The 26,313-nt window shown below is 58.3% G+C and carries 22 protein-coding genes and 1 pseudogene; 11 read left to right on the top strand and 12 right to left on the bottom strand.

The features are described 5' to 3' along the window. Positions 1-211 precede the first annotated feature (211 nt). On the top strand, positions 212-808 hold the full coding sequence (locus tag ACP7BS_RS27870) for a hypothetical protein (RefSeq protein WP_426240695.1): 597 nt from the start codon (positions 212-214) through the stop codon (positions 806-808). Positions 809-900: 92 nt separating this feature from the next. Here the strand turns inward: ACP7BS_RS27870 and ACP7BS_RS27865 are convergent, their stop codons facing one another. After that, positions 901-1,125, bottom strand: a complete 225-nt coding sequence (locus ACP7BS_RS27865) for a hypothetical protein (RefSeq protein WP_426240694.1) — start codon at positions 1,123-1,125, stop codon at positions 901-903. Positions 1,126-1,941: 816 nt separating this feature from the next. Between ACP7BS_RS27865 and groES the strand changes: the two genes are divergently transcribed. Together groES and groL are read left to right on the top strand one after the other, a co-directional pair. Then, a complete protein-coding gene (gene groES, locus ACP7BS_RS27860; protein ID WP_426240693.1) occupies positions 1,942-2,238 on the top strand; it encodes a co-chaperone GroES in 297 nt (98 codons plus the stop codon). 64 nt (positions 2,239-2,302) lie between these two features. After that, on the top strand, positions 2,303-3,928 hold the full coding sequence (gene groL / locus ACP7BS_RS27855; RefSeq protein WP_426240692.1) for a chaperonin GroEL: 1,626 nt from the start codon (positions 2,303-2,305) through the stop codon (positions 3,926-3,928). Positions 3,929-4,229: 301 nt separating this feature from the next. Here the strand turns inward: groL and ACP7BS_RS27850 are convergent, their stop codons facing one another. Then, the gene (locus ACP7BS_RS27850) at positions 4,230-5,063 is read right to left on the bottom strand and encodes a helix-turn-helix domain-containing protein (protein ID WP_426240716.1); all 834 of its coding nucleotides are present in this window, start codon (positions 5,061-5,063) and stop codon (positions 4,230-4,232) included. 284 nt (positions 5,064-5,347) lie between these two features. On the opposite strand from ACP7BS_RS27850, the gene ACP7BS_RS27845 reads away from it, so the two are divergent. Continuing rightward, entirely contained in the window at positions 5,348-6,253 is a 906-nt protein-coding gene (locus tag ACP7BS_RS27845) for a helix-turn-helix transcriptional regulator (RefSeq protein ID WP_426240691.1), read from the top strand. Positions 6,254-6,352: 99 nt separating this feature from the next. Here the strand turns inward: ACP7BS_RS27845 and ACP7BS_RS27840 are convergent, their stop codons facing one another. From ACP7BS_RS27840 to ACP7BS_RS27810, 7 genes are all read right to left on the bottom strand, one after another. After that, a complete protein-coding gene (locus tag ACP7BS_RS27840; protein WP_426240715.1) occupies positions 6,353-7,189 on the bottom strand; it encodes an alpha/beta fold hydrolase in 837 nt (278 codons plus the stop codon). 285 nt (positions 7,190-7,474) lie between these two features. Further along, positions 7,475-9,076 carry an MFS transporter gene (locus ACP7BS_RS27835; RefSeq protein ID WP_426240690.1) on the bottom strand — a complete coding sequence of 534 codons (1,602 nt, stop codon included), beginning with the start codon at positions 9,074-9,076 and terminating at the stop codon, positions 7,475-7,477. Next, positions 9,073-9,504, bottom strand: coding sequence for a DoxX family protein (locus tag ACP7BS_RS27830; RefSeq protein WP_426240689.1), 432 nt, complete (start codon positions 9,502-9,504; stop codon positions 9,073-9,075). The genes ACP7BS_RS27835 and ACP7BS_RS27830 overlap by 4 nt, the downstream gene beginning before the upstream one ends. 10 nt (positions 9,505-9,514) lie before the next feature. Beyond that, positions 9,515-11,497: an amidohydrolase gene (locus ACP7BS_RS27825; RefSeq protein WP_426240688.1), complete on the bottom strand. Its 1,983-nt coding sequence runs from the start codon at positions 11,495-11,497 to the stop codon at positions 9,515-9,517. Beyond that, a complete protein-coding gene (locus tag ACP7BS_RS27820) occupies positions 11,497-11,787 on the bottom strand; it encodes a XapX domain-containing protein (protein ID WP_426240687.1) in 291 nt (96 codons plus the stop codon). Before ACP7BS_RS27820 ends, ACP7BS_RS27825 begins: the two co-directional genes overlap by 1 nt. Positions 11,788-11,857: 70 nt before the next feature. Then, positions 11,858-12,547: a hydrolase gene (locus ACP7BS_RS27815; RefSeq protein WP_426240686.1), complete on the bottom strand. Its 690-nt coding sequence runs from the start codon at positions 12,545-12,547 to the stop codon at positions 11,858-11,860. A 105-nt stretch (positions 12,548-12,652) separates the two neighbouring features. Then, the gene (locus tag ACP7BS_RS27810; protein WP_426240685.1) at positions 12,653-13,582 is read right to left on the bottom strand and encodes a VOC family protein; all 930 of its coding nucleotides are present in this window, start codon (positions 13,580-13,582) and stop codon (positions 12,653-12,655) included. A 119-nt stretch (positions 13,583-13,701) separates the two neighbouring features. Here ACP7BS_RS27810 and ACP7BS_RS27805 point away from each other — a divergent pair, with 119 nt between their 5' ends. Further along, positions 13,702-14,601, top strand: coding sequence for a LysR family transcriptional regulator (locus ACP7BS_RS27805; RefSeq protein WP_426240684.1), 900 nt, complete (start codon positions 13,702-13,704; stop codon positions 14,599-14,601). Between the two features lie 189 nt (positions 14,602-14,790). Here ACP7BS_RS27805 and ACP7BS_RS27800 read toward each other — a convergent pair whose 3' ends face one another. Beyond that, positions 14,791-15,396, bottom strand: coding sequence for a J domain-containing protein (locus ACP7BS_RS27800; RefSeq protein WP_426232608.1), 606 nt, complete (start codon positions 15,394-15,396; stop codon positions 14,791-14,793). Positions 15,397-15,707: 311 nt separating this feature from the next. Between ACP7BS_RS27800 and ACP7BS_RS27795 the strand changes: the two genes are divergently transcribed. Then, positions 15,708-17,786 (top strand): carboxy terminal-processing peptidase, encoded by a 2,079-nt coding sequence (locus ACP7BS_RS27795; RefSeq protein WP_426232609.1) that lies wholly within the window; start codon positions 15,708-15,710, stop codon positions 17,784-17,786. A 372-nt stretch (positions 17,787-18,158) separates the two neighbouring features. Here the strand turns inward: ACP7BS_RS27795 and ACP7BS_RS27790 are convergent, their stop codons facing one another. Then, on the bottom strand, positions 18,159-18,560 hold the full coding sequence (locus ACP7BS_RS27790) for a hypothetical protein (protein WP_426232610.1): 402 nt from the start codon (positions 18,558-18,560) through the stop codon (positions 18,159-18,161). 306 nt (positions 18,561-18,866) lie between these two features. Between ACP7BS_RS27790 and ACP7BS_RS27785 the strand changes: the two are divergent. The 3 genes and pseudogenes from ACP7BS_RS27785 to ACP7BS_RS27775 form a co-directional block, all read left to right on the top strand. Then, positions 18,867-19,340 (top strand): annotated as a pseudogene (locus tag ACP7BS_RS27785) (polysaccharide biosynthesis C-terminal domain-containing protein); the annotation flags it as partial. A gap of 92 nt (positions 19,341-19,432) precedes the next feature. Then, positions 19,433-19,660 (top strand): MATE family efflux transporter, encoded by a 228-nt coding sequence (locus ACP7BS_RS27780; RefSeq protein WP_426240683.1) that lies wholly within the window; start codon positions 19,433-19,435, stop codon positions 19,658-19,660. Beyond that, positions 19,606-20,004, top strand: a complete 399-nt coding sequence (locus tag ACP7BS_RS27775; RefSeq protein WP_426240682.1) for an MATE family efflux transporter — start codon at positions 19,606-19,608, stop codon at positions 20,002-20,004. Before ACP7BS_RS27780 ends, ACP7BS_RS27775 begins: the two co-directional genes overlap by 55 nt. A 134-nt stretch (positions 20,005-20,138) precedes the next feature. Here ACP7BS_RS27775 and ACP7BS_RS27770 read toward each other — a convergent pair whose 3' ends face one another. After that, positions 20,139-21,104, bottom strand: a complete 966-nt coding sequence (locus ACP7BS_RS27770; RefSeq protein WP_426240681.1) for a transglutaminase-like cysteine peptidase — start codon at positions 21,102-21,104, stop codon at positions 20,139-20,141. 235 nt (positions 21,105-21,339) lie between these two features. Between ACP7BS_RS27770 and ACP7BS_RS27765 the strand changes: the two genes are divergently transcribed. Next, positions 21,340-22,635 (top strand): ABC transporter substrate-binding protein, encoded by a 1,296-nt coding sequence (locus ACP7BS_RS27765; RefSeq protein ID WP_426240714.1) that lies wholly within the window; start codon positions 21,340-21,342, stop codon positions 22,633-22,635. Between the two features lie 373 nt (positions 22,636-23,008). Continuing rightward, positions 23,009-26,313, top strand: a 3,305-nt coding sequence (locus tag ACP7BS_RS27760; protein ID WP_426240680.1) for a beta strand repeat-containing protein, incomplete at its 3' end; no start/stop codon positions are given.

Raw genomic sequence — 26,313 nt, 5'->3', positions numbered from 1 at the left:
TCGTGGCGCAGATTTAACATCATCATGCGCAGGCGGAAAATACCATGCACAGGCCGGGATGCTGGCCTTCTTGCCCTTCACCTGCACTACCCTAAATTTGAAGAAAACTCAGGGGCGGGGTCGGCACGGCTTCCGATTCCAGAACTCCGGCAGGGTGCATTGCCCGCGATGCATCGATTTTATGCAAGGATATCCGCGCTGGATGCTATCGATGCATGCCGATATCTCTTGCGGCAGAGAATTGAGTCTAACATGCCGGGCGTTTGCTGAATGTATATTCCATATGTTCGATTGCTGGCCGTCTGTTTCAACGTTTCCAGGAATGACCATGTCCAAATTTACCGATGAGCGCCTGAATAAACTTCTCGCACTGGGAAGCCGCATCGAGAGCGAAGCCAGGCGGAAGCAGCAGGAAATCGAACTGGCCAAATCCAAGAAGGCTGATCGGAAACAATGGGTGGAGGAGAATTGGGTACAGGTCTTCCGTCCGAAAATCGAAAGCCTTATCGAGATTCTCAACCAAAAGCTTCAAATGGCGGATATGCCGAAAATGCGCCTCACGGAGCCCGCTCCGGGAACGTCGTCAAAAGTCGAGATGGAAATCGCCAGCGAACTGACCGGACGCTCGATCAGAAGCGCGGTCAGCCTGACCGAAGATCATATCCAGTTCCAGCATTACCGCCGTTCATCAGCCCAAAGCGTATCGGTGGGGCATAATGTGATCGGACTGGACGATTTCACCACGGATAAGGTCAACGAAGTTCTGATCGACGTGCTCGATGCCTTTACCCGCGATTTTCCCAAATAGGGCAGACGCGCGCACCGGCAGTGCGCAGAGTGTGTTCGGCACCCTGCGCGCCACCGGGAGGCCCGGTGCTTTGCAGCGCCGGGCGTTAGAGATCAGCGATGCAAGAGGGCGCGCTGCTTGACGTGCGTTTCCCAGGTTGTGGCGGCCTCGGCAGCAGCCTGCTTGTTGCGGAACGCGAAGCTGTGCTTGCCACTTGCGCGGCTCGCGGGGCTGAAAGGCAGCGCATCATATTCGGTGCCCTCGTTAATGCCCACGGATTGAAGAACCGCTTTTATTTCATGCACATAGCGTCCGGTGATGGCAAAATCGACGTTCATGGAATTTCCTTTTCGGTACATGCAAAGCCCCAGGGCTTGTCATGGATTTCAGTGGTGTTCGTGTGCGGATCGGGCTTGTTGAAGGCCGGTGATTTTTCATAAAAATCTCGACCGAAGCCGCTGGCGGTGGGCAGACACGGCTCCGCAGTATCCGCGCGATCGGGATACCGCCTTCGAAGCCGACAAAATTATTTTCGGAAGACAGTTCTGGCATTTGCCCTGATATGGGGTGCTTGTCTTGCGCTGTTGGTAGACGTTCGCGTCGAGCACGGCGTTCTCCGCACCGAGCTGATAAAACCCGGCGCGTTCAGTCTTTCGGGCGCTTCTTGGAATCGGCCGGCTTGTCGGCGACGGCCTTGTCTGCTGCGGGCGCAGACGGCAGCTTCAGCTCTTCTTCAGTCTTGGGGCGAAACTTGATCATCTCGATGGTCTTTCGGTTGTGCTCGGGACGGTGGAGAGCTGGCATTTGCGCCAAGAAAACAAGGTAAAACGAGCGAACTGTTCAGAAATATGCCTTGTCGACAGCCATGCAGGCGCCGAGCGCCAAAGACAAAGTCAATGTCCACTGGATGAAGAAGAGAACATATTGAAAGTGATAAATGGAATCGAAGAATGATTTCATCGCAGGACTCCCGTGATAAATCGGATATCCGCTGCTTTAACACACTACACTGTATTTATGTTTTAATTATTGGAACACACAAGGATTGTGATTGTTCATTGGCACAGAATGATTGCTGGCACTCCTAAGCGGAGAGTGCTACTCCTCCAGCAGGGGAGAAGCCATCCGGCTGTGCCCCATTAAGGAATCCAAACATGGCTGATACCAATTTCCGCCCGCTGCATGACCGCGTCGTCGTGCGCCGTATCGAGGCCGAAGCCAAGACCAAGGGTGGCATCATCATTCCGGACACCGCCAAGGAAAAGCCGCAGGAAGGCGAAATCGTCGCTGTCGGCAGCGGCACCCGTGACGACAAGGGCGCTCTCATCGCGCTCGACGTCAAGGCGGGCGACCGCATCCTGTTCGGCAAGTGGTCGGGCACCGAAGTCAAGCTCAACGGCGAAGACCTTCTGATCATGAAGGAAGCCGACATCATGGGCGTTATCGGCTGATCTCAGCCTCATCGTTTTTCCTTCTCATGAAGACCATTGGGCGATACGCCCGGGAGTTCTTTCTATGGCTGCCAAACAAATCAAATTCGGCCGTGACGCTCGTGAAAAGCTGCTGCGCGGCGTCGACATCCTCGCAGACGCCGTCAAGGTCACGCTCGGCCCGAAGGGCCGCAACGTCATCATCGACAAATCCTATGGCGCACCGCGTATCACCAAGGATGGTGTGACGGTCGCCAAGGAAATCGAGATCGAAGACAAGTTCGAAAACATGGGCGCCCAGATGGTGCGTGAAGTGGCTTCGAAGACCAACGACATTGCCGGTGACGGCACCACGACCGCGACCGTCCTTGCCCAGGCCATCGTGCGCGAAGGCACCAAGGCCGTTGCTGCCGGCATGAACCCGATGGACCTGAAACGCGGCATCGACCTTGCCGTGACGGAAGTGGTCAAGGGACTGGTGGCCAAGGCCAAGAAGATCAGCACGTCGGAAGAGGTGGCCCAGGTCGGCACGATCTCTGCCAACGGCGAAACGGAAATCGGCCAGTACATTGCGGACGCGATGCAGAAGGTCGGCAATGAAGGCGTCATCACGGTTGAAGAAGCCAAGACCGCCGAAACCGAGCTTGAAGTCGTCGAAGGCATGCAGTTCGACCGTGGCTATCTCAGCCCGTATTTCGTCACCAATGCTGAAAAGATGGTTGCCGAGCTCGAAGACGCCTATGTCCTGCTGCACGAAAAGAAGCTCTCCAATCTCCAGGCTCTTTTGCCTGTGCTGGAAGCCGTCGTCCAGACCGGCAAGCCGCTGCTGATCATCTCGGAAGACGTCGAAGGCGAAGCTCTTGCGACGCTGGTCGTCAACAAGCTGCGTGGCGGCCTGAAGATCGCTGCCGTCAAGGCTCCTGGCTTCGGCGATCGCCGCAAGGCCATGCTCGAAGACATTGCGATTTTGACTTCGGGGCAGGTGGTGTCCGAGGATATCGGCATCAAGCTTGAAAACGTCACGCTCGACATGCTCGGCCGGGTCAAGAAGGTTACCATTACCAAGGAAAATACCATCCTGGTCGATGGTGCCGGTCAGAAGGCCGAGATCGATGGCCGCGTCGCCCAGATCAAGGCCCAGATAGAAGAAACCACATCCGACTACGACAAGGAAAAGTTGCAGGAACGCCTTGCCAAGCTTTCGGGCGGCGTTGCCGTCATCCGCGTCGGTGGTGCGACCGAAATCGAAGTGAAGGAAAAGAAGGACCGTATCGACGACGCGCTGAACGCAACCCGTGCAGCGGTCGAAGAAGGGATCGTTCCAGGCGGCGGCACCGCTCTGCTGCGTGCCTCGATCGTTCTCGATCTCAAAGGTGCCAACGACGACCAAACAGCAGGCATCAACATCGTGCGCAAGGCACTTCAGTCGCTGGTTCGCCAGATCGCTGAAAATGCAGGCGACGAAGGCTCGATCATCGTCGGCAAGATTCTCGAAAGCAACACCGACAACTTCGGCTACAACGCCCAGACCGGCGAATTCGGCGACATGATCGCCATGGGTATCGTTGATCCGGTCAAGGTTGTCCGTACGGCCCTGCAGAATGCAGCTTCGGTTGCTTCGCTGCTGATCACCACGGAAGCCATGATTGCCGAACTGCCCAAGAAGGATGCGGCCGGTGGCGGCATGCCTGACATGGGCGGCATGATGTAACGGGTTTTCGTTTCGCAAACAACGACAGCATTCCAAACCAGGAGGGGTTCGGCATCCGGATCCCTCTTAATTGTTTGATACAGAACGATCTTTAAACTGACCCGTACGCTAATGCCCGCATTTCCACGGACGCGCGTTTCGGCTGGCGCAGTCCAGCACGAAATCCGGGTTGCGGCAGAGTTGCCAGGAGCGGGCCAGCGCCGGCACATCGAAATTGTGTTATCGTAATCGACCAACGACGGCTGCGCCCAGGCACTCCATCTTGGGATGGTGATTGGTCACGAAGCTGATCGGACATCGGTTACGAGCTTCGGCGCCAAGCACCCGGAGTTGCGCCGACGACAGTCGAGAACACCCTGGTAAAATGGCTCTGATCTGCAAAACCGCAAGTGATGGCCACTTCGGCAAGCGAAGCGTTGGACGTTCGCAGCATCCCACGGGCGCGGTCTATCCGTTCGCTGAGAAGCCACTGATACGGTGTCATCCCGGTCGTTTCCCGAAAGGCGCGAATGAAGTAACCACGTGACAAGTTGCAAGCCTCAGCGACTTCTGCGATCGAGATGTCGCCCTCGATCTTTTCAAGAAGAATGCTCTTCGCCAGGTCCTCATGCGCACGCGAAAGCGTTCTCACCCGGAGGGGGGTGGCGTTTCGTCGTCCGCCATAACGCTGAACCAGATAGGTCCCGATCGCCGTCGTCATCTGGTCGACGAACAGCGCGCTTGCTTCCTCTGGCCTTTCAAGAGCCGGGATTAGCGCACGCGCAAGATTGGCAAGTACGATATCCTTGGATGCGGTTGCAGCGGATATCGACGTCACCCCGGTCAGTTCGGCCTCATCGGCGAATTTAATGAGCGATGCTTGCGAAATTTCGAACAAAAGGAAATCGAAAGGCGTGCTCAAATCTGCTTTGTAGGCTTCGGCGAGATCGCGGATGTAAATCGAGTTCTCCGGGAAAACGTGGGTCGTCGCATGATGGTTGTGGAATATGCGGCGCGTATGGCCTGCAACGGCCGAGACCCCGAGAACAAAACCTCGATTGCTTGCCGGCGTCTTCACCTGATCGAGCCGGGTGCCGGATGTCGCCTTGCGAAAGACAGCGATGTCGGAGGTCTTCAGCGATTGATTGACAGCCAATTGCGTCAAAGAGCAACCGAACCCATCGGTCACTTGCCGAGCAGAATATCCAATATTACCGGTGGGGACTGGGGCCAAGACACATTACCTCCCACTCGAAAACGCTGGATGCTGAATCAGTAGACTGTGGTTGCTCAAGGATTCCCCACTACTAACAATCAATCGAATTCCTCGCTCAGGATGCTTTTCTACAAGATAACCGCTTGAATGAAGGATAGATAGGTTCAAATGGCGGAGCCTGAGTTGCAGATACAGAATTCGCTGTTCAGATGATCGAGGCAAATGTGAGTGAAGTGTTGGGGGCGGGTGACAGGATTGCGGCAGGGTTCGGTGTCAAAGCGATAAAAGCACTGGCGATCAGGCCTCTTCGCGACGCGCAACTCTCCGTCATCTATCTGGATCGTTCTTACGAAGAGGGCGACGACCCGGTCATTCTTCCGCCGGACGATGCGTTTCTGGTGATGCTCTATCTCGCTGATGTCGATCATTGCGACATCTGGCCGGACCGGCCCCCAGCACCTGTGAAAAGATATCCCAAAGGCTCGATCTGCCTGATCAATTTAAGAGACGGTTCCGCAATTTCAGTGCGGGGACGTTTCGAAGCGCTCGCCTTCCATATCCCAAGTGCGCATCTCTCCGAGCTTGCTGAGGAAGCGGGCGAGCCGCAGATCGATGATCTTGAGATTTGCCGCGGAATTGACGATCAGGTCATCCGCAACCTTGGCGCCGCTTTGATGCCGATGTTCGACATGCCGGACGAGGTGAGGGACATGCTGCTTCCGCATATTGGGCTGGCATTCAATGCACATCTTGCGCATCGCTACGGACGGTCTCCGGCCCAAAGTCTTTCGGCCAGCGGCCGGCTGACGTCCATGCAGGAAAAACGTATCAAGACGTACATAACTGCGAACCTCTCACGGCCTATGACGATCGATCAGATTGCCGATGCAAGCGGGTTTGGGGCGGACGACCTCTGTTCAGGCTTCATGGCAACAACCGGACAGACGGTGCTCGAATGGATTTCGGGATGCCGGGTGAGCATGGCCATGTCCTTTTTGAGCAAGACCGGTGAAACCATCGCCAAAGTGGCTGAAACATGCGGTTTTCCCGAGGAGGATGCCTTTGCCGAAGTCTTCGAGAAAGCGGCAGGCGTACCACCGCACGAGTGGCGCTCACGCAACCGGCACTAATGCTGGGGATAAGGATGTCTCCCGAAACGGCGCTGCGGTTCCGGGAGATTCAGGAGACGCCGACGGCAAATTGCCATCGGCGTCATTGCGTTTGTGACGTCACGCCTTGATGAAAGCAAGGAGGTCGGCGTTCAGCACATCGGCATTGACGGTCAGCATGCCATGCGAAAAGCCGGGATAAGTTTTTATCGTGCCATTCTTCAACAGCTTGATGGACTTGTGCGCGGCATCTGCGATCGGCACGATCTGGTCGTCTTCACCATGCAGAACCAGTGTCGGCACATTGATGGCCTTGAGGTCCTCGGTCTGGTCGGTTTCCGAAAACGCCTTGATGCCATCATAGTGTGCGTTTGCGGCACCCATCATGCCCTGCCGCCACCAATTCTGAATGACCCCTTCGTGCACGACGGCACCTTCGCGGTTGAAGCCGTAGAAGGGACCAGCAGGCACGTCGCGGAAGAACTGCGCCCGGTTGGCGGCCAGTGCGGAACGGAAGCCGTCGAAGACTTCCATCGGCAGACCTTCAGGATTAGCAGCCGTCTTCAGCATCAGGGGCGGCACTGCAGAAACGAGGACAGCCTTGGCGACGCGGCCAGCGGGTTCGCCATGCTTGGCAACGTAGCGGGCAACTTCACCGCCACCCGTCGAGTGCCCGATATGGACCGCGTTTTTCAGGTCGAGTGCTTCAACGACGGCGAAGGCGTCGGCGGCGTAGTGGTCCATGTCGTGACCGCCGGAAACCTGAGCGGAGCGGCCGTGACCGCGACGGTCATGGGCAACGACGCGATAGCCCTTCGCCAGGAAGAACAGCATCTGCGCGTCCCAGTCGTCGGACGACAAAGGCCAGCCATGATGGAAAACGATCGGCTGCGCTTCCTTCGGACCCCAGTCCTTATAAAAGATCTCCACGCCGTCTGTGGTTGTAACGAAGCCCATGGTATTTTCTCCTGTGTTTGCGTGTGTTGCGGTAGCAGCGAAGGTGGACCACATCGGCAGCGCGACAGCGGCGGCAAGGACAGCGCCGGCGCGAAGTGCGTCACGGCGGGTGAGTGGAAAAAGACTTTCAGTCATGGCGGCTCCTGCGAGGTTGGTTGCAGTCTTTTTGGTCTTGTTCCCGTTCATGGAGGAAGAATGAACCGGGCGATAAACGTCCGCAATTGCAATAAATATGTCGATTTAATTGCATAGATCGCAATTGCGGATTTTGGGTAATAGGTCGCTTCAGGTTGCTCTTCCAGGCTTGTTGATCGACAGCAGATGTCGAACGACCGGTTTTTCCGGGCCACTGTGAAAAGCCAGAACCTTGCTCTGCAGGTCGGCATCCGCATTCGAGACGCGCTTGTGCTGTCTTAAATGTTCCGCCCAGGATTCGACCATGAACCACTCGGTGATCTTTTCAGGGTCGGCCGAGTCCTCCGTCACACCCCAGCCATAGGCTCCGTCGCGCCGGCGTTCCGAGGACATGTCGTTGAGAGCATGCAGGAACTTGGCGCGGTTATGCTTCTCTACGTGGTAGTCGATCAGGATGAGCACGGGGCCGCGGTCGTGTGCGACCGGCTCGGCAACGAGAGGCTCCGGCCAATGGTTGGAGGACACCAGGTCGGCTTCGCCGGACGGAAGCTTGATCCGGTGCATGATGAAGCCTGCGATGAGCAGGCCTGCGGCTCCGATCAGAAGCGTGGCGGGGACGCCGCCCGCCTCCCCCACGGCACCCCATCCAAGGCTGCCTGCCGTCATCGCGCCGTTGAAGACGGTGAGATAGACGGCAAGCCCACGGCCGCGCACCCAATTCGGCAAGACGGCCTGCGCTGCACCGTTCAGAGTGGTGAGGGCCGTGATCCACGCAGCACCCAGAAAAAGAAGAACGACGATTGCCAACCATTGCGGCGGAGAGAGTGAAAGTGCTGCCATGACCAGAGCCGTTACGACAGCGGCACCGAGAAGAAGACCGTCGGAATCGAAGCGCTGGCGCAGATGCGGCATTACCAGCGCGCCGCCGATAGCGCCTGCACCGACCGAGCCGAGAAGGAGGCCGTAGAAGCCGGCATCGCCGCCCAGCAGTTGACGGGCGACCAGCGGGAGAAGCGCCCAGACGGCACTGGCAAAAGCAAAGAAGATCGCCGCCCGCAAAAGCACGACATGAAGCGGCTTGCTGGCACGGGTGTACCTGAGCCCGGCACGGAACGCACCGAAGAAGTTTTCGGACAGCGCGTCATCGGCATTTTTGGCGCGCGGCCACCAGACGAGGGCCGCGATGACGAGAACGTAGCTTGCGACATCTGCACCATAGGTCACGGCGGCTCCGAAGGCGGCCAGCAGCAGCCCCCCAGCCGCCGGACCGATCGAGCGCGCGATATTGATCCCGAGCGAGTTGAGCGCAACTGCCCCCTTCACGTCCTCGCGCGGTACCAGTTCCGGCACGATCGCCTGCCAGGTCGGTCCCATCAGGGCCGCTCCGATGCCGCCCAGAAACGTCAATCCGATCAGTGCGCTGACCGATAGCATGCCCATATGGGACAATGTCATCAGCGATATGCTGACGCTGGCGAGCAGGAGCTGGATGGCGATCAGAAACTTGCGCCTGTCGAGGATGTCCGAGAGCACGCCGGCGGGGATTGCGAGCAGGAAGATTGGCAGCGTGCCAGCCGCCTGAACCATCGCGACGGCTGCGGGGGCTGCCGAAAGATCGGTCATCAACCAGGAACTGGCTACGTCGCGCATGAAGCTGCCGGTGTTGCCGAGAACCGTCGCGGCCCAGAGGACAGCGAAGACAGGCTGGCGGAGCGGGGCGAAACTGCCGCCTGAAGATTTCGCGACGGTCATTTGCCCGCTCCCTCTGCAAGGTCGATTATGGCGACAATGACGAACGCACCGGCAAGGCCAAGATGTTCAAAGAAAGCGTTGGTCGCCATCATGCGCTCCATGCCGGCGGGCATCTCCCAGAACCGCAGCGCAACGAAGGTCGCAAGAAGCGTGAAAACGGCGAGGCCGAGCGCGCCAAGCCAGCGCAGGACGCCGGACAGGATCATTGCCGAAGCCGTCAGTTCGAACGCAATGACGACGACGGCGAAAAGAGTTGCCGGGTGGAGGCCGAAATGCTCCATCTCGGCAATCGCACCCTGAAAATCGAACAGCTTGGTGAACGGCCCCTGGATATAGGCCGCACAGAGAGCCAGGAGTGCCACGAGGCGGACCAAAGGCGATGTGATGAGCAAGACGAGGCCGCTCCGGCTTCGGGCGTTCAATATCATCATCCTCTCCTCACACGGCCCAGCAGGCGCAACCAAGTGCCCCGAAGAAGCCCTTGAGGTCGGCTATCGGCAATTTCGACGTCCAGGCTCCGGCATGGTCATGGCCGTGGACATTGCAGGAGCTGGCGCAGCCGCAGGTCGAGATCGCAGTGCGGCGCAAGGAGTTCAAACCTGCACCCTGCGGTTCGCCCCAAGCCGCATAGCCGCCGAACGTGCGCGCGGGAGACCAGTCAGGCATGGCGGGCGGTACATCGTTCTCGTCGAGCGCCTTGAAGTCGCCGGCACCATAGACGATCTTGCCGCCGACCATGGTCAACTGAGAGGACAGGAACGAGATCTCGTCTTCGGCGCAGGTGAAAAAATCCTTGTCCGGCACGATGAGGTCGGCGAACTGACCCTTTTGAATCCGGCCCTTCTTGCCTTCCTCGTTGGAAAACCAGGTGACCTTTTCCGTCCACATGCGCAGCGCCGTCTCGCGGTCGAGGCAGTTGGTGCGCGGATAGAGCTGCATGCCGCCGACGGTTTTGCCCGTGACCATCCAGGACAACGAGACCCAGGGATTGTACGATGCGACACGGGTGGCATCCGTTCCAGCGGAGACGTTGATGCCCTTCTCAAGCATGCGCTTGATCGGCGGCGTGGCCTCGGCTACGCCATGGCCGTAGCGCTCGACAAAATACTCGCCCTGATAGGCCATGCGGTGCTGGGTGGCGATACCGCCGCCGAGTGCCGCGATCCTGTCGATCGAGCGATCCGAAATCGTCTCGGCATGGTCAAAGAACCAGTTCAACCCTTCGAGTGGGATGTCCTTGTTGACCTTCTCGAAGACGTCGAGCGACCGGCTGATGGTTTCATCATAGGTGGCGTGCATGCGCCACGGCCAGCGGTTTTCGGCAAGCACCCGGACCACCTCTTCAAGTTCGCCTTCCATCTCCGGCGCCATTTCGGGCCGCGGCTGGCGGAAGTCTTCGAAGTCGGCGGCGGAAAAGACGAGCATTTCGCCAGCGCCGTTGTGGCGGAAATAGTCATTGCCCTGCTTGTATTTGACCGATTGCGTCCAGTTGAGAAAGTCCTGCTTTTCTTCCTTCGGCTTCTGCGTGAACAGGTTATAGGCGAGGCGCACCGTGAGCTGGGCTTCGTCCGACAGTTTCTGAATGACGGCATAGTCATCCGGATAATTTTGGAAACCACCCCCCGCGTCGATAACCCCGGTAATTCCCAGCCGGTTCAGTTCCCGCATGAAATGGCGGGTGGAATTGACCTGGTATTCGAACGGAAGCTTCGGCCCCTTGGAGAGCGTTGAATAAAGAATGCCGGCGTTCGGCTTGGCGAGCAGCAGCCCGGTCGGATTGCCGTTGGCGTCGCGGGTGATCTCGCCGCCTGGCGGGTTCGGTGTATCCCTGGTGTAGCCGACAGCGCGAAGCGCAGCACCGTTGAGCAGTGCGCGATCATACAGGTGCAACAGGAAGACAGGCGTGTCGGGCGCGATGGCATTGATCTCGTCGATCGTCGGGAGACGTTTTTCGGCGAACTGGTGTTCGGTGAAACCGCCGACGACACGCACCCATTGTGGCGCGGGCGTAATGGCGACTTGCCGCCTCAGCATGTCCATCGCGTCGGCAAGCGAGCGCACGCCGTCCCAGCGGAGTTCCATGTTGAAATTGAGACCACCGCGCACGACATGGGTGTGGTTGTCGATCAGGCCCGGCAGCATGCGCTTGCCTTTGAGGTCAACGACCTTCGTGTCCGGCCCGGCAAGCGCCATGACGTCGCTGTCTGTCCCCACCTCGATGAACAGCCCGTCCTTGACGGCGACGGCGGTGGCGTTCGGATTTGCGCGGTCAAGCGTCGTGATCAATCCATTGTGGAAAACGATATCGGCGTGCATGGAAGGGGCTCCGGTCTTGGTGGGATCGGCGGCATTGGCCGTTGAAAACAGGTTTGAAAAGGCGAGACTCGATGCTGCTCCCAGGAATGTGCGGCGCGTGGTCATCAGCTTTCCCCCGATGCCGGATCGTCGCCAGGGGAGGCCGTCTTCGCCATGTTCGAACCACCCTTCGGGAGGTGACCGAACATGTGCGGCTTGACCTGGTGAAGCCAGGAAATGGCGGCAGGCTCGCGGGCCCAGATGCTTTTGGCCAAGGGCACGAGCTGCTCTCCGACGAGAATGCCAAGCAAGCCGATGAGAGCGACGACAGGCGGGGCAGGCGAGCGGACATTGAGCAGGCTGTAAATCACGCCCACCAGCAGACCGGCGCCGAGTGACAGGAGATAGATTTTCATCAGGGATGACCTTCGCTTGGAGGAAGCAATTCCCTCCGGCAGGTGGCGTCCTGCCGGAGGGAAGACGGCTTTACTTCGCGGGGTTCGGACCGATCCGCTTGCCATGGCTGACGCGCTCGGCGCCACCGTGAACATGCGTGACGGCATAGTCGATGCCCATGCCGTAGGCACCGGAATGCTCCTTTACCAGGGACGTAACCGCGTCATAAGTTTCCTTGCGGGCCCAGTCGCGCTGCCATTCGAGCAGGACTTGCTGCCAGGTGACGGGGACCACGCCAGCCTGAACCATGCGGTCCATTGCATACTTGTGCGCATCAACCGAGGTGCCGCCGGACGCATCGGCAACCATGTAGATTTCGTAATCGGTGTCATTCATGCAGGACAGCGCAAAGGTCGTGTTGCAAACCTCGGTCCACAGGCCGGCGACGACGATCTTCTTGCGGCCGTCGGCAGCATGTTTGGCTAGCGCGTCGCGTACGTTCTGGTCATCCCAGGAGTTCATCGAGGTTCGCTCGAGGATGTCGTTCCCGGGAACCACGGCGAGCAGCTCTGGAAAGGTGTTGCCCGAAAAACTGTCGGTCTCGACGGTGGTGATCGTTGTCGGAATGTTGAAGATCTTGGCCGCCTTGGCGAGACCGACGACGTTATTCTTCAGGACCTGCCGGTCGATCGACTGGACACCAAAGGCCATCTGCGGCTGCTGGTCGATGAAGATGATCTGGCTGTTCTGGGGGGTGAGGACCTGGAGTTTATTGGACATCTGGTGTTTCCCTTTCATTGGATTGAGTAAAGGCATGGGGCAGGGGCGACGTTTCGTCTTGAAGGTTCGTACGCTGAATTGTCGGAAAGCAATCTGGCTGGAATTTTAGGCTGCCAGCGGCGTCAGCCCGGCTTCGATCTGATCACGGTAAGGTTCGTACCGAGCTGGCAGCTTCAAAACCTCGCCAAGGTGTGCGGTGTCTTCGTCGCGGTCGAAACCAGGCTCGTTGGTGGCGATCTCGAACAGCACGCCGCCGGGGGTGCGGAAATAGATTGCCCAGAAGTAGTCACGGTCGATGACCGGCGTAACCTGATATCCAGTATCCATCAAAACCTTGCGAACTTCGAGTTGCTTTTCGCGGTTTTCGACTGCAAAGGCGATGTGGTGAACCGAGCCGGCGCCCTGTCTCGCGAAGGGCGTCTGGGGCAGAGCCTCAAGGTCAATCGTGTCGGCGCCGTTGCCGCCGGTCATGACGAAGCGGGTAACGTTGCCTTCGGTCTCGGCTCGCTGGTAGCCCATGAACCCGAGCAGTTCGGCGGTGGCCGCGGTCTCATGCAGGCGGAACTTGGCGCCGGAAAATCCGCGGATGGCGACGCTGTCGGCGATGCCGGCTCCTGTCCAAGCTCTGCGGCCGTCGTCCGTTTCGATCAGGGCAAACCCTTCACCGTCCGGTCCATTGAACCGCAGGCTGTTGGTGCCGAAAATCACATCGGCCTGAACGTTGTTTGCACCTTTTGATGCCAGGCGATCCTGCCAGAAGGGGAGGGCGCCTTTCGGCACTGCGAACTGTGTCTCGCTGACTTCGCCAACGCCTGGCCTGCTGCGCATCACATCGGGGAATGGGAAGTAGGTCATGACGGTGCCCGGGGTGCCGGCCTCATCGCCGTAGTAGAGGTGGTAAACGTTTGGATCGTCAAAGTTCACGGTCTTTTTCACGCGGCGCAGGCCAAGGGTATCCGTGAAAAACCCGTTGTTCTGACGGGCATCGGAAGCCATCGACGTGATATGATGCAGTCCTTTGATATCCTTGATCATGATGTCCATCCTTGGATGCGGTGTTGTTCGTTTGGTGTGATTGAAAACATATGCCGGTTGATCCAACCATTGAATTGCAATAATAATTGTCAGTGAATTGCGCGGGGTGAAATAATAGAATGAACGACTACAAGGCCCTTCGAACCTTCCTGCTGGCTGCCGAGAAGCGGAACTTTGCCCGGGTGGCACGCGAATTGGACATGACTCCCGCAGCCGTCACACGGGCAATCGCGGCACTGGAGGACGATCTCGGTGTCCAGCTCTTCGTTCGAACGACGCGCCAGGTATCTTTGACGACGGATGGAGCGATCTACGCCGCCCAGGTTCAGCCAGCGATGGAGGTGTTGGAGAATGCGCGCAAGGAGGTAATGAACGCGCACAAGGCGGATCACGGACGGCTGCGGATCAGCGCGCCGACCTGGTTCGGTCAGCAAGTCCTGCCACCCATCCTGGCCGGCTTTAGGGAGCGGTTTCCGAAGATCAGCTTCGAAATCTCGCTTGCGGACGGACTGGTGAACATCATTGACGACGGCTACGATCTGGCGATCCGTATCTCTTCCGCACCATCGGACAAGTTTACGATCTGGCGAAAGATCAGCGTCGTGCGCCGTATTCTCGTCGCCGCACCGGGCAGCCGGTTTGCCGAAATGCAGCATCCGAACGAACTGAACCCCGATGATTGCCTTGCCTATAGTGGCGAAAGCAAGCGGGAGACTTGGACGCTATCAGATGGAAGTGGGAGTGCGACGATCTCGGCAGGCCGGGCGTTTAGTGCCAACAGCGGCGGCGTTCTGGCCGATATGGCTGCTGAAGGGGCAGGGGTGGCGATGCTGCCGAAATTCCACATTGCCGAACATCTGCGCACGGGAAGGTTGGTTCATGTGCTTCACAACTGGTCCCCGCCCGACCTATGGCTTACCCTCTATTACCCGCCATATCAGGCGCTACCACCGCGCATCGCATCGTTTTCGAAGTTCTTTGAACAACAGGTTCCCGCGTTCATGACGGCGATTGAATAGCCTATTGCGAGAGCGAACGGAAAAGGCGGGTCTGCAACAAGCCGCCGCCATTAGACCATCCACGCGTCCAACTTCCCGTCCAATAGACCATCCCCTTCAAGGCCACCACGTTTGGATTTTCTTGAACCCAGAGGTGGGCAGACAATCGACACTGGATCGTTTGGGCCTATACGGCATCATCTGTGGAGCTCAGCAAAATCCGTTCAGTTTAAGGATCTTGTGCGCCTCAATCGATGCGCGAAGCTCGTCTTCGGAATTGCGGTTTCCCTGGTTGGCGTCGGGATGGTGCATTTTGAGCCTTTCTTTATAGCGGCTCCTGATTTCCTCCGGCGTCGCGTCCGGCGACAGGCCGAGTGTTTCGAAAGCCTTGGCTTCGAGCACCTTGAGTTTCCGTCTCTGGAGACTGCTGCTTTTTGCCTGGTGCTGTGTGGCGGTTCTGCGCGCATTCAATGTCTTTGCAGAACCGGAGCGTACAGTTGACGGGATCGGGATTTCGGTCGCTTGGGTGACCCGGGTTCCGAAGGTCGCACGACTGCCGGTCGTCGCTTCCTTTTGGTAGCGGGCGACCTCTGGGCTCGATGGAGCCGTAGTGAAGCTGTATCCCTTGTTGTATTCTTTCACATGCTCAAGACAGAACAAAAGGTACAGGCCTTCCGCACCCGGACCGACAGGGGCGCGATGCGTGCCACTCTTCTCGCAACCGTCCCACTGGCACTTCGGACCTGCGGGTTCGCTGGCGGGGGCTTTTTTACGGGCAGATTTAAGCCCGACGAATATTTTCGAATCAACCGTCATGTCGCCTATATGGACGCAGCGCGTCACCACGGCAAGAATTTGCGGACGAGCGGTAAGCTCTTTCGGTGAGGTGTCACTGGGCGCCCAGGCGATCTTGTTAAACAGGCATCCTCTAAAATCAGCCTAATTGCCACCCCTGAGGCGCTTTACGTCACGCAATCGTGAATTGATCCAAATAACGGGACTGGTCACAGCAGCTGGCGAAAGAGCTGATCCTTCCAGGCATGCGCACTCCTTTGGTTGCCAAAAAACCATAATTGTTCCACCAACGTACTCGTCAACGAACGACTTTAGAATTGGATCACAGCTGAATGCGTATACACTACTGCTTGCTTGGTATGTTCCTGGCAATCGCGCCGTCCGCATATGCTCTGGAAGCATCGCCGCCCGTTCTGGCACCACTACCGCAGCAGGCGCAAGCCGCGCGTTTGAGCGCGCAATTCATGACGCGCTTCGGTTACAGGCCTGTTCCGCTTGATGACGCCTTGTCAGCGAAGATCATGACCCGCTTCATCAAGTCGCTGGATCCGGACCGTATGCTGTTCCTAAAGGCAGACATCGATAGGTTCATGGTCGACAGCGCAAAGATTGACGATGCCATCAAACGGGAAGACCTGAGGATCCCGTTTTCCATTTTCAACGTGTATGAGCAGCGCGTTATCGACCGTATGGACTATGCGCGTAGCGTGCTCAGACAGAACTTCGATTTCAATGTGCAGGAATCGTATTCCTCGTTGCGCGACAACGCCCCTTGGGCCCAATCTGAAGCCGAAAGCGATGATCTCTGGCGCAAACGCGTCAAAGGCGACTGGCTGCGGCTGAAGCTGGCGGGCAAAGCGGACGCGGTTATTCGCGATACGCTCGACAAACGCTATCAAAATTCCCTCGATCGCGCTTTCAAGTACAAAAGCGACGACGTTTTTCAGTCTTTCATGGGTGCCTATACGACGTCGGTTGATCCGCATACGGACTATTTCGGCGCGAGGGCTGCAACAGAGTTCGATATTTCCATGAAGCTTTCGCTGGTCGGCATCGGCGCGGTCTTGCAGGAACGCGATGACTACACGACGATCCGCGAGCTCGTGCCAGGTGGCCCGGCGCAGTTGTCCGGCAAGCTGACCGTCGGAGACCGCATTACCGGTGTCGGTCAAGGCAAGGACGGCCCCGTAAAGGAAGTGGTGGGCATGCGGCTTGATGAGATCGTGCAAATGATACGAGGCGAAAAAGACTCCGTCGTCCGGTTGGACATCTTGCCAGCGGACGCCGGGCCAGATGGCAGCCATCGCCTCATCAGTCTGACACGTGACAAGATAAGCCTCGAAAAGCAGGCCGCCAGGAAGACCATACTGTCCATAAAGGAGGGCGCGGCAACGCGCAAAATCGGAATCGTCACCTTGCCGGCGTTCTATGAAGATTTCGAAGCGCGGCGAAAAGGCGACCCGGACTACAGAAGTGCAAGCCGCGACGTCGCCAAGCTTCTTCGCGAACTGAAGCAGGACGATGTCGAAGGTGTCGTGATAGATCTGCGCGACAATGGCGGTGGATCGTTGACCGAGGCGATAGAATTGACGGGGCTGTTTGTCGCCAAAGGTCCGGTGGTTCAGCAACGCGGTGCCAACGGCAGGGTAGAGATCGAAAGAAATGATCGTGCAGCGCCAGCCTGGACAGGACCCGTCGGCGTTTTGATCAATCGCGGTTCGGCATCGGCTTCCGAGATTTTTGCCGCAGCGATACAGGACTACGGCCGTGGTGTGATCGTCGGCGAACCCAGTTTTGGCAAAGGCACAGTGCAAACCGTGGTCAATCTTGATAAGGCGGCAAACAACAGCCAACCGAAATTCGGCCAATTGAAATTGACGATTGCCCAGTTTTTCCGCGTTAACGGTGGGACGACACAGCTGCGCGGCGTCACGCCTGACATCAACCTGCCAGGCCTTTCAGATATCAAGAGCTTTGGTGAAGCGAGCTACGACAACGCTCTGCCATGGAAACAGATCAAGCCAGCAAAATATGCGCCCGCTGGTGATATGACGGCTTTGCTGCCGAAGCTGCAAACGCGCCATGATGCCCGGGTAAGCAACGATCGGGATTTCCAACGCTTTGTTGAAGACGTTGCCGAACTGAAAGCGCAGCGCGAAAAAGGCGTTGTCTCCCTCAATCTAACCCAGCGTCGAAACGAACTGGCTGCCCAAACAGTCCGTCTCAAGGAGCGTGCAAAAATAAGTGACGGTGTGGGCCTCGGTGAAGACGATGGCCTGCAGTCGGACGAACGCAGCCTGAGCGCTGATATTGCAATCGAAAACGCCCGCAAGAATGCAAAGGACATCTTGCTGACTGAGGCCGCCGCCATTCTTGCGGATGAAGCCGATCTGCTGGAAGGCGTGCAATAGGCAGCGATACAACAATGCGGACGGCATGCGGGACACTGACCAATGCGACCGGCGCAAGGGAATGCGCTGGTGGGACAGGTCCGTGTTCTTCAAGGCAGAGGTTCTCGGAGGCTGTGGAGCGACCTGCGATCCCCGTGGCAGCAGGTCTCTCTCATCAAGGCGATAACTACAGGTTTATTGCACCCTTGGCGGTCCACGCGATAATTTCAACGAATACCCGCGCCGCAACCGCCGCATTCAGCGACAACGAGCCTTTTATGGTCGATGAGATCTGATATGGCCCGCGCAATTCACCGGTCAAGCTGCGGCACAAAGTTTCCTTGAACTGAGATGCCTACCGGTTCAATCCGGTCGCACGCTGCCCTCTCGGCCTTACTCCGCGGCGGCCAGGAATAATTTACTCTGCGACGACGCTGCCAAGGCTTGAACCCTGGCATCCGCTTTGGCGATCAACTGGTAAAATTCGTCGTGCGCCTCGACATCCAACTGGATCACGGCATTCACGTCATCTGCCGTATCGCAAACGCAAGCCACTGCGGAAATAGGGCAGACCCCGCCGGGGTAACGCTTTCCGTTGCCGCTATAGGCGCGGCGCCCCAGGCGCTCGGAATAGACCGTTTCCTCGCGTTCGAGATGCAGAATAGTGCCCTTGCAGTCGGTCACGATGGCCGCCTTGCCGTAGGCGAACCAGTGATAGTTCAGCCTCCGCAGAATATACTTTCCAGTAATATCCTCGCCGGAGAGTTCAGCCGGGTCTTGTATCATTCTAATCATGATCGCTTCCTTAGGTGGGAGCAATATCTGTCATGTGCGGGCGCGCGGCAAGTCAAAAATGGCTGATTTCGGAAGCACTTAGTCACAAAGTGTTTCCGTTTCTTACATTGTCGTCAGAGTGTATTACTGTTCGGCGATGCGCTAAGTCGCACCGTAATCGCGGCTATCTCGGTTGTTTCAGCCGAGATGTCCACTATGGGGACTGGGCCGTGAGGTGTTGGCCAACCATAGAGTTTGCGTACCGCCGCAGTCCTTCTCGCTGAGCTGAATGCTCGCGAGAGCGCATGGCTGGCTGGCGTTATCGGGGTGAAAATATTTCAACATGTCGTCGTTTCGACGGCCGGCGGCTTTGGGGCCAAGGATGCCCGCATGGTCAGTTCAGCCGTCCGGCATGGAATGATCACGGCGCTGATATGCGGTGTTTTGGCGGCGATGATTATGCTGGCGCTGCTGCCGATTGTTCGATTGATGGACCTGCCCGAGACGCAGGCGCGGCTTTACTGGGTGCCGATGGCGCTGTTCATGTTGCCCTTTTCGGTCTTTCTGGTGCTGAAGTCCCTTCTGGACGCGACAGACAGGCCTTGGCTGGCCGTCGGGTTTGCTTTTCTCGGTGTGGCGATCAACGTGCCGCTGAACTATCTCCTGATTTATGGCCTTGGCCCGATACCGGCTCTTGGCATTCTTGGCTCGGGAATAGCCAGCGTTCTGGCCGAAACGATCGCACTTGCCGCAGCCTATCTCTACTGGCGCCGTGCATTGGCAATGCGCCGTTTCCGGTTGCGGGCGTTGGTCACGGGCAAAGGCGTCTGGCAGCAGTTCCTACTGGGATTGCCTCTTGGGGTCAGCTATCTCGCCGAGACGGGGCTGTGGCCATGGCGACCTTCATGCTCGGCTGGTTCGGCGCCGGCGCACTCGCCGCCAACCAGATCGTCAACTCGATTGGCGCAACGCTTTACATGCTGCCGCTGGGGATGGCGACTGCCGTTGCCATCCGTATCGCGCAGGCCGACGGCTCGGGGCACCGGAACGGCTCAGGCCTATCGGCATGGCAACTTTCGGCTTCGTGGCGCTGTGGATGCTGGCGACGATGGTTGCACTGATCTTCGCAGGCCGTTTCATTGCCGGGATGCTGAGCACGGACCCGCCCGTCGTTGCGCTGGCGTCCAGCATGTTTGTGGTCATTGCGCTGATGCAGGTGGCAGACGGGTTGCAGTCTACCGGACTTGGGGCTTTGCGTGGGCTGAACGACACCAAATGGCCGTCGGCTGTGTCCATCGTTTCATATTGGCTGCTGGCGCTACCCTTGGGCTATTGCCTCGCCTTCCACACGTCGGTAGGCCCCTTGGGCGTGTGGATTGGATTTGCCGCTGGTCTTTCCATGAGTGCCATCGTGCTGCCTGCGCGATTTTTCCGGCTGGTGCGGATCCGGGCGAACAACCCATAGGCAGCAAGCGGCAATGCACACAGCAAAGTCGCAGTCTCCGTGCCTAATCAATGCTGTCTGGCCGACCAGATGGGGGCGACTGCCTGTTTCCGAAAAGGGGCTTGCGGCAAAGCTGGACGTCTGTGGCCTGAATTTCAGGGGACGGAGCCTTCGCCAGGTGCGACCTTTTCCAATGGCAGTACATTGCCCGCCATCTGCTTGGACCGCGAAACCGGCAGTCCGTGAAAATAGCCGCGGCCATTGAGGATCGAGTAGAGCGGTACGTAGTCCGTCAACTGGTCGTCGCTCAGGACCGCATTGCGCATATTGTCGAGTATGTAAAATCGGTTGCCGGCCGAAACCGAGAGAACGGCGTGATAGAAACGGCGTTTCTGATCGTAGAGAACGACGACGGACATATCATCCAGGCTGACACCGCTGGCATGCAAAGCCGCCATCTTCAGAATGGCAAAATCTTCGCAATCGCCGGTCTGGCGCTTCAGCGTCTCGCTGGGTTTGGCCCAGTTGTCCGTCGTCTGGTAGGTATCGGCGTCGCGACTATAGCGGATCGAGCCGTTTACCGTCGCATTGATGTCGTTCAACTTGTCGCGCAATGAAGCCTGAGCCACGCGGGAAGCGGACGCTTTGATCGCAAGCGCCGCCGCGTTGCAGGTTCCTGCCGGGCAGTTCCATTCGGAACCATCCTTTATCTGACTGAAAGACGGCGCAAACTTCTTCAGGGCGCCAAGGCGTTTCAATGGAAACGCCACGGTGCCGAACACCGCTTTCGACGCGGTCTGGGTCGTGCCTCTGGTTTCTTCGGAGCGAACGGCTGCGGGATCGGCCAGCTTGGCCGGGATCGCGCCGGTTTGAATGTTGCCATCCACGGTTGTTGTCAGAATTGGGGCCGGTGGGAAATACAGCGTTGTGATCTGCTGCTTTAACGCAAGGGCAGAATAGAAGATCGTTTTTGGAATCAAGGACAGCGGCGGGAAATAAGTAGAATTTTGCCCAAATTGTTTATTTTCAACTACGCCTGTCGAATTTGCCAAGGAATGACTTGGAATTACAGCTGTGGCAAAAGCAATGGCGAAGATATAGTTTTTCATTTTCTTTTTCATTTGTCCACGTTCTCCGGCGGTTGGAGAAACATTAGGACGGATCGATAAAGTTACCGTGAGGAGGCGTAGATAACCTTGGATAAAAATAAAACGTCGAATGAGAAAAGACATTGAAAGAAATTTTTAATGTTCTATCAATCAGCGTCCTTGCTCGCAGTCGGCTTTATTGGGCGGAAAAGAACATCGGCAGAACCGAAACTTAAGTGCATGCGTTGGGGAGAGAGCTTTGCTGAAAATGCGTGGATCGTGGAGCGCCGGCATCCTGCCGGGCGCCGGACGTTTGAGCCCTTGTCTTGAGGCGCCGTCTGGAGATGTTGAGGCTATCCGGACCGGACCGCTGGCTTTCTCATTCCACTTGAGGAAATCCATCAGCGGCCGCCTTTCCAACCTCGTTCTGGCCTCGGGCTTGGTATTGGCGCTTGCCTCGTGTCAGTCCGAAGTCGACGGTCTGGGTGGCGTCAAGGGAAAGAATGACCTGAGGCCACCGCCTTCGACGTCCGTTACCGAAGCTTTCGGCGACAAGGGTGCGGAGATCACCCTCATCCTGGCAAAGGCGCCGGCCGGATACGTCATGGGCGAGGCGCGGGATGTCCGCGATGGCGCGGCACTTGCGACCGGTGAACTCGGCGAGGACATGGTGCATGCCCGAGTGGCCGATGTATCCAAGGGCGCTACAGCCGGCGTTTCGGAAGCGGCCGCCGCCAAGGCCCGTGGTTCCGTTGTTCTCGTCAGCTATGCGCCTGGCGACGTGACGTCCGCTATCGCTGCAATGCCAGCCGATCAGCGTCCGTTGCTCATCAATGTCGGGCGCCGGGTGAGCGCTTCCGGCGGCGTGTTCAATTTCGCGTCCGATGAAGTCGATAGTGCAATTGCAGGTGTGAAGGCCGCAGCCGCAAGTGGACGCCGCAAGTTTGTTTTCTTTGTACCGTCGGACTATCCGGCAGGCTATGAGGCGGGGATACTGTCAGCGGCGAGTGCCGCTGGCGGCATGGTTCTGGCATCGCCGCGTTACGTCGCCAGCAGTGCTGGCGTGTCAGAAGCGGCATTGAGCGCGCAGGCTGTTTTGAAAAGTGCCGATGCTGTCCTCGTGCTTGGCAATACCAGCGCAGTGGCCGGACTGGTCTCTGCCGTCAAAACATCCGGCGCGCCGCCGAAAATGGCGTTCATCGGAACGAGCGGCTGGCCAGAGGAGGTTTTGTCGGCCCCCGGTGTAACGGGCGTCATGATTGCCTCGGTTGATCGCGAAAACCGCGCTTTGATCGCTGAGCGTTATAACAGGCGCTACGGCCGTCCGTTGTCGGCGGCTGCAGCCTACGGATATGATGCGGTCGCGCTCGCATCGGGGATCATCAGGGCGAAGGGTCCAGCGGGGCTGACGCCTGAGCTTCTGACCCGGAAAGCAGGCTTTACCGGCATAACCGGCCTGTTTCGCCTGACTGCGTCCGGTCAGGCCGAGCGCAAGCTGACGCCATACGTCATAAGCAACGGCAGGCTCGAACGAATGTCCGGACCGGCTTCCGTGAAGAACTGACCCGGCACTAACCGGGTTGCCGCCCGTGCACCGCTTTGCGGCTGCGTGACGCCTGCATGCAAAAAACCTGTCTGGCGCCGTCTGTGTGGTGCTGACTGCCTGTGGATCGCTCCGCAGGCCGCTGGTGCTGTTTGCTCGCCCAAAAGCGTCCGTTTGCCGAACCGGCAGCCTACCAGGGATCGATGTTTCTACGACCGGCCGCCTGATTGCAACAGCGGTTCCAGGGCGTTTTTTCCGTCGCTAAAGTTAACCAAGTCCTGTCCTTTTTTGGGGTGATGTATAACCGAATATGTCTCCATAGTTAAGGAAGTATTGCGTTCGGCGAACCTCAGGTATTTGAGTGCGATCATGTTTCTGTGAGGGGTTTGCCATTATGTCTATTGAAGATCTGAATATTTCCGCCATCGATGCCGATCAGTCCGCGTCCGAGTTCTCGTTGGAATTTCAGGACGATGGCCGGCAAGCCACTGATATTGAAATGGCCCAGGCGACGGATAATGGCGCGTCCTCCAAGTCGGCCCGGCTGCCTGCCGAAGTTGCCGCCGCTGGCGAACGGCCGAAGGAGATCGTGCCGGATCAGAACAACATCGCGCGTCTCCCGGCTGATGTGACGGTCGATGAAATCCGCGTCGATGGAGCCAATCTCATTTTGGTGCAGGCAGACGGCACGGAAGTGACCATCGTCAACGGCGCGCTGCGCATCCCGACTTTCATCATTGGTGATGTTGAGGTTCCCCAGCAGGTGCTTCTTGCTGTTCTTGAACAGGATGGCGTCAACGTCGCCGCCGGTCCGGATGGTTCCTACTCGGCCACTGGTTCTGGACCACAGAGTTCGGGCGGCAATTTCGAGGATACGTTGCAGCAAAGCACCCAGGAGGCCGGTCCTCTGGCCGATCTTCTGGCAAACACCGAATTCGGTGACCCGAACGGCGATGGCAACGGTCTGCTGTTCGACGACACCCCGATCATCACCGAAACTGCCTTGAGCTTCATTACGGAAACGGCAAATGCCGATGGTACATTCGAAAACCAGACCATTGACGGAATTTTCGGTTTCGTGCCCGGCGCCGATACCGGCCAGATTGCGTCGATCGCCTATGTCAACACGCTGAATATCGATGAGCCCACGCAGACAGGTTTCGCCACCGCGCTGACATCGGGCGGCGCCGCCGTCGTCGTCACCGTCTCGGCAGATGGCCTGACACTCACCGGCACCGCCGGTGGCGCCGTGGTGTTTACCCTGACGGTTACCAATACGGCGACCGGCGCCTTCACCTTCCAGCAACTGCACGCTCTCGATCATCCGGATCAGGGCCAGAGCGGCGCCGACGATCTCCTGCGCCTGCAGTTCACCTACACCGTCACCGACAAGGACGGCGACACCGTCATCGGCAACGCATCGATCGATATCCGCGATGACGGCCCGGTTGCCAACGTGGGCACGGGCTCGACGGTCGAGGACGAATCCGTCAACGGCGGCAACAACGAAGCCGACGGTTTCACCGCCGGTATCTCCGGCGTTTCACTGAACATTAACTGGGGTGCCGACAGCGCCAATCTGGGTGGTGCAAATGACCGTTCTGTCGCCTTCACCAACACCACTGTCGCAGTTTCCGGCGCTAGCAGCACAGCCCTGACCTCGCTTGGCCTGACGGTCTCGACCGTCCTGATCAACGGCGTGCTGGTCGGCTACACCGGCGATACGGCTCCCACGGCGATCACCGGCGAAGGCTCGTCCAACGTGGTGTTCTTGGCCTCGGTCTCGGATGTTGCCAACGGCAGCTACGACTTCACGCTGGTCAAGCCGCTCGATCATGCGGCCGGCGACGGCACCAATGGCGAGAACAGCCTGTCGCTGACCTTCAACTATACCGCCACCGACAGCGATGGCGACAAGAGCAGCAACACCTTCACCGTTGGTGTCATCGATGATGCACCGGTTGCCAACGTGGGTACGGGCTCGACGGTCGAAGACGAAGCCGTCAACGGCGGCAACAACGAGCCGGATGACCTGTTGTCGGCTGCCGTCACTGGCGTGTCTCTCAACATCAACTGGGGTTCCGACAATGCCAATGCCGGCGGTCTGAACGACCGTTCGGTTGCCTTCACCAATGCCACGGTTGCCGTCTCCGGTGCCCATGGCGCGACGTTGACCTCGCTTGGTTTGACCGTCTCGACCGTCCTGATCAACGGCGTGCTGGTCGGCTACACCGGCGATACGGCCCCCACGGCGATCACCGGCGAAGGCTCGTCCAACGTGGTGTTCTTTGCCTCGGTCTCGGATGTTGCCAACGGCAGCTACGACTTCACGCTGGTCAAGCCGCTCGATCATGCGGCCGGCGATGGCGCCAATGGCGAGAACAACCTGTCGCTGACCTTCAACTACACCGCCACCGACAGCGATGGCGACAAGAGCAGCAACACCTTCACCGTTGGTGTCATCGACGATGCACCGGTTGCCAACGTAGGCACGGGTTCGACGGTCGAGGACGAAGCCGTCAACGGCGGCAACAATGAGGATGATGACTTCTCGGCTGCCGTCACTGGCGTGTCTCTCAACATCAACTGGGGTTCCGACAATGCCAATGCCGGCGGTCTGAACGACCGTTCGGTTGCCTTCACCAATGCCACGGTTGCCGTCTCCGGTGCCAGCAGCACAGCTTTGACCTCGCTTGGTCTGGCGGTCACAACGACAGTTCTTCCGGACGGTACACTGGTCGGTTACACCGGCCCCACGGCTCCGACCGCCTTGACGGGCGAAGGCTCGGGCAATCTCGTGTTCTTTGCCAAAGTCTCGGATGTTGCCAACGGCAGCTATGACTTCACGCTGGTCAAGCCGCTCGATCATGCGGCCGGCGACGGCACCAATGGCGAGAACAGCCTGTCGCTGACCTTCAACTATACCGCCACCGACAGCGATGGCGACAAGAGCAGCAACACCTTCACCGTTGGTGTCATCGACGATGCACCGGTTGCCAACGTAGGCACGGGTTCGACGGTCGAGGACGAAGCCGTCAACGGCGGCAACAATGAGGATGATGACTTCTCGGCTGCCGTCACTGGCGTGTCTCTCAACATCAACTGGGGTTCCGACAATGCCAATGCCGGCGGTCTGAACGACCGTTCGGTTGCCTTCACCAATGCCACGGTTGCCGTCTCCGGCGCCCATGGCGCGACGTTGACCTCGCTTGGTCTGGCGGTCACAACGACAGTTCTTCCGGACGGTACACTGGTCGGTTACACCGGCCCCACGGCCCCGACCGCCTTGACGGGCGAAGGCTCGGGCAATCTCGTGTTCTTTGCCAAAGTCTCGGATGTTGCCAACGGCAGCTATGACTTCACGCTGGTCAAGCCGCTCGATCATGCGGCCGGCGACGGCACCAATGGCGAGAACAGCCTGTCGCTGACCTTTAACTACACCGCCACTGACAGCGACGGCGATATCGCCAAAAACACCTTCAAGGTCAATGTCATCGACGATGTTCCTGTTCGTGGCGAAGAGGTTCGTGGCACTGCGGAAGACGAAGCGGTTAATGGCGGCAATAATGAGAGCGACGGCCTGACGGCTGTTGCCACGGGTGCGCTGAACATTCGTTGGGGTGCGGATAACGCCGACAGCGACCTGGGTGGCAATGGCGACCGCTCGGTTGCGTTCACCGCCACGAACAACACCCCCGC

This window comes from Pararhizobium sp. DWP1-1-3 (assembly GCF_049896125.1).
Lineage (GTDB): Bacteria > Pseudomonadota > Alphaproteobacteria > Rhizobiales > Rhizobiaceae > Pararhizobium.
This window is presented reverse-complemented; position numbering and strand designations above follow the sequence as displayed.

Coding starts and splice junctions, on each gene's coding strand:
- ACP7BS_RS27870 (WP_426240695.1), top strand. CDS start 212: ATGCATGCCGATATCTCTTGCGGCAGAGAATTGAGTCTAACATGCCGG.
- ACP7BS_RS27865 (WP_426240694.1), bottom strand. CDS start 1,125: ATGAACGTCGATTTTGCCATCACCGGACGCTATGTGCATGAAATAAAA.
- groES (WP_426240693.1), top strand. CDS start 1,942: ATGGCTGATACCAATTTCCGCCCGCTGCATGACCGCGTCGTCGTGCGC.
- groL (WP_426240692.1), top strand. CDS start 2,303: ATGGCTGCCAAACAAATCAAATTCGGCCGTGACGCTCGTGAAAAGCTG.
- ACP7BS_RS27840 (WP_426240715.1), bottom strand. CDS start 7,189: ATGGGCTTCGTTACAACCACAGACGGCGTGGAGATCTTTTATAAGGAC.
- ACP7BS_RS27835 (WP_426240690.1), bottom strand. CDS start 9,076: ATGACCGTCGCGAAATCTTCAGGCGGCAGTTTCGCCCCGCTCCGCCAG.
- ACP7BS_RS27830 (WP_426240689.1), bottom strand. CDS start 9,504: ATGATATTGAACGCCCGAAGCCGGAGCGGCCTCGTCTTGCTCATCACA.
- ACP7BS_RS27825 (WP_426240688.1), bottom strand. CDS start 11,497: ATGACCACGCGCCGCACATTCCTGGGAGCAGCATCGAGTCTCGCCTTT.
- ACP7BS_RS27820 (WP_426240687.1), bottom strand. CDS start 11,787: ATGAAAATCTATCTCCTGTCACTCGGCGCCGGTCTGCTGGTGGGCGTG.
- ACP7BS_RS27815 (WP_426240686.1), bottom strand. CDS start 12,547: ATGTCCAATAAACTCCAGGTCCTCACCCCCCAGAACAGCCAGATCATC.
- ACP7BS_RS27810 (WP_426240685.1), bottom strand. CDS start 13,582: ATGATCAAGGATATCAAAGGACTGCATCATATCACGTCGATGGCTTCC.
- ACP7BS_RS27805 (WP_426240684.1), top strand. CDS start 13,702: ATGAACGACTACAAGGCCCTTCGAACCTTCCTGCTGGCTGCCGAGAAG.
- ACP7BS_RS27800 (WP_426232608.1), bottom strand. CDS start 15,396: ATGACGGTTGATTCGAAAATATTCGTCGGGCTTAAATCTGCCCGTAAA.
- ACP7BS_RS27795 (WP_426232609.1), top strand. CDS start 15,708: ATGCGTATACACTACTGCTTGCTTGGTATGTTCCTGGCAATCGCGCCG.
- ACP7BS_RS27790 (WP_426232610.1), bottom strand. CDS start 18,560: ATGATTAGAATGATACAAGACCCGGCTGAACTCTCCGGCGAGGATATT.
- ACP7BS_RS27780 (WP_426240683.1), top strand. CDS start 19,433: ATGGCGACCTTCATGCTCGGCTGGTTCGGCGCCGGCGCACTCGCCGCC.
- ACP7BS_RS27775 (WP_426240682.1), top strand. CDS start 19,606: ATGGCAACTTTCGGCTTCGTGGCGCTGTGGATGCTGGCGACGATGGTT.
- ACP7BS_RS27770 (WP_426240681.1), bottom strand. CDS start 21,104: ATGAAAAAGAAAATGAAAAACTATATCTTCGCCATTGCTTTTGCCACA.
- ACP7BS_RS27765 (WP_426240714.1), top strand. CDS start 21,340: ATGCGTGGATCGTGGAGCGCCGGCATCCTGCCGGGCGCCGGACGTTTG.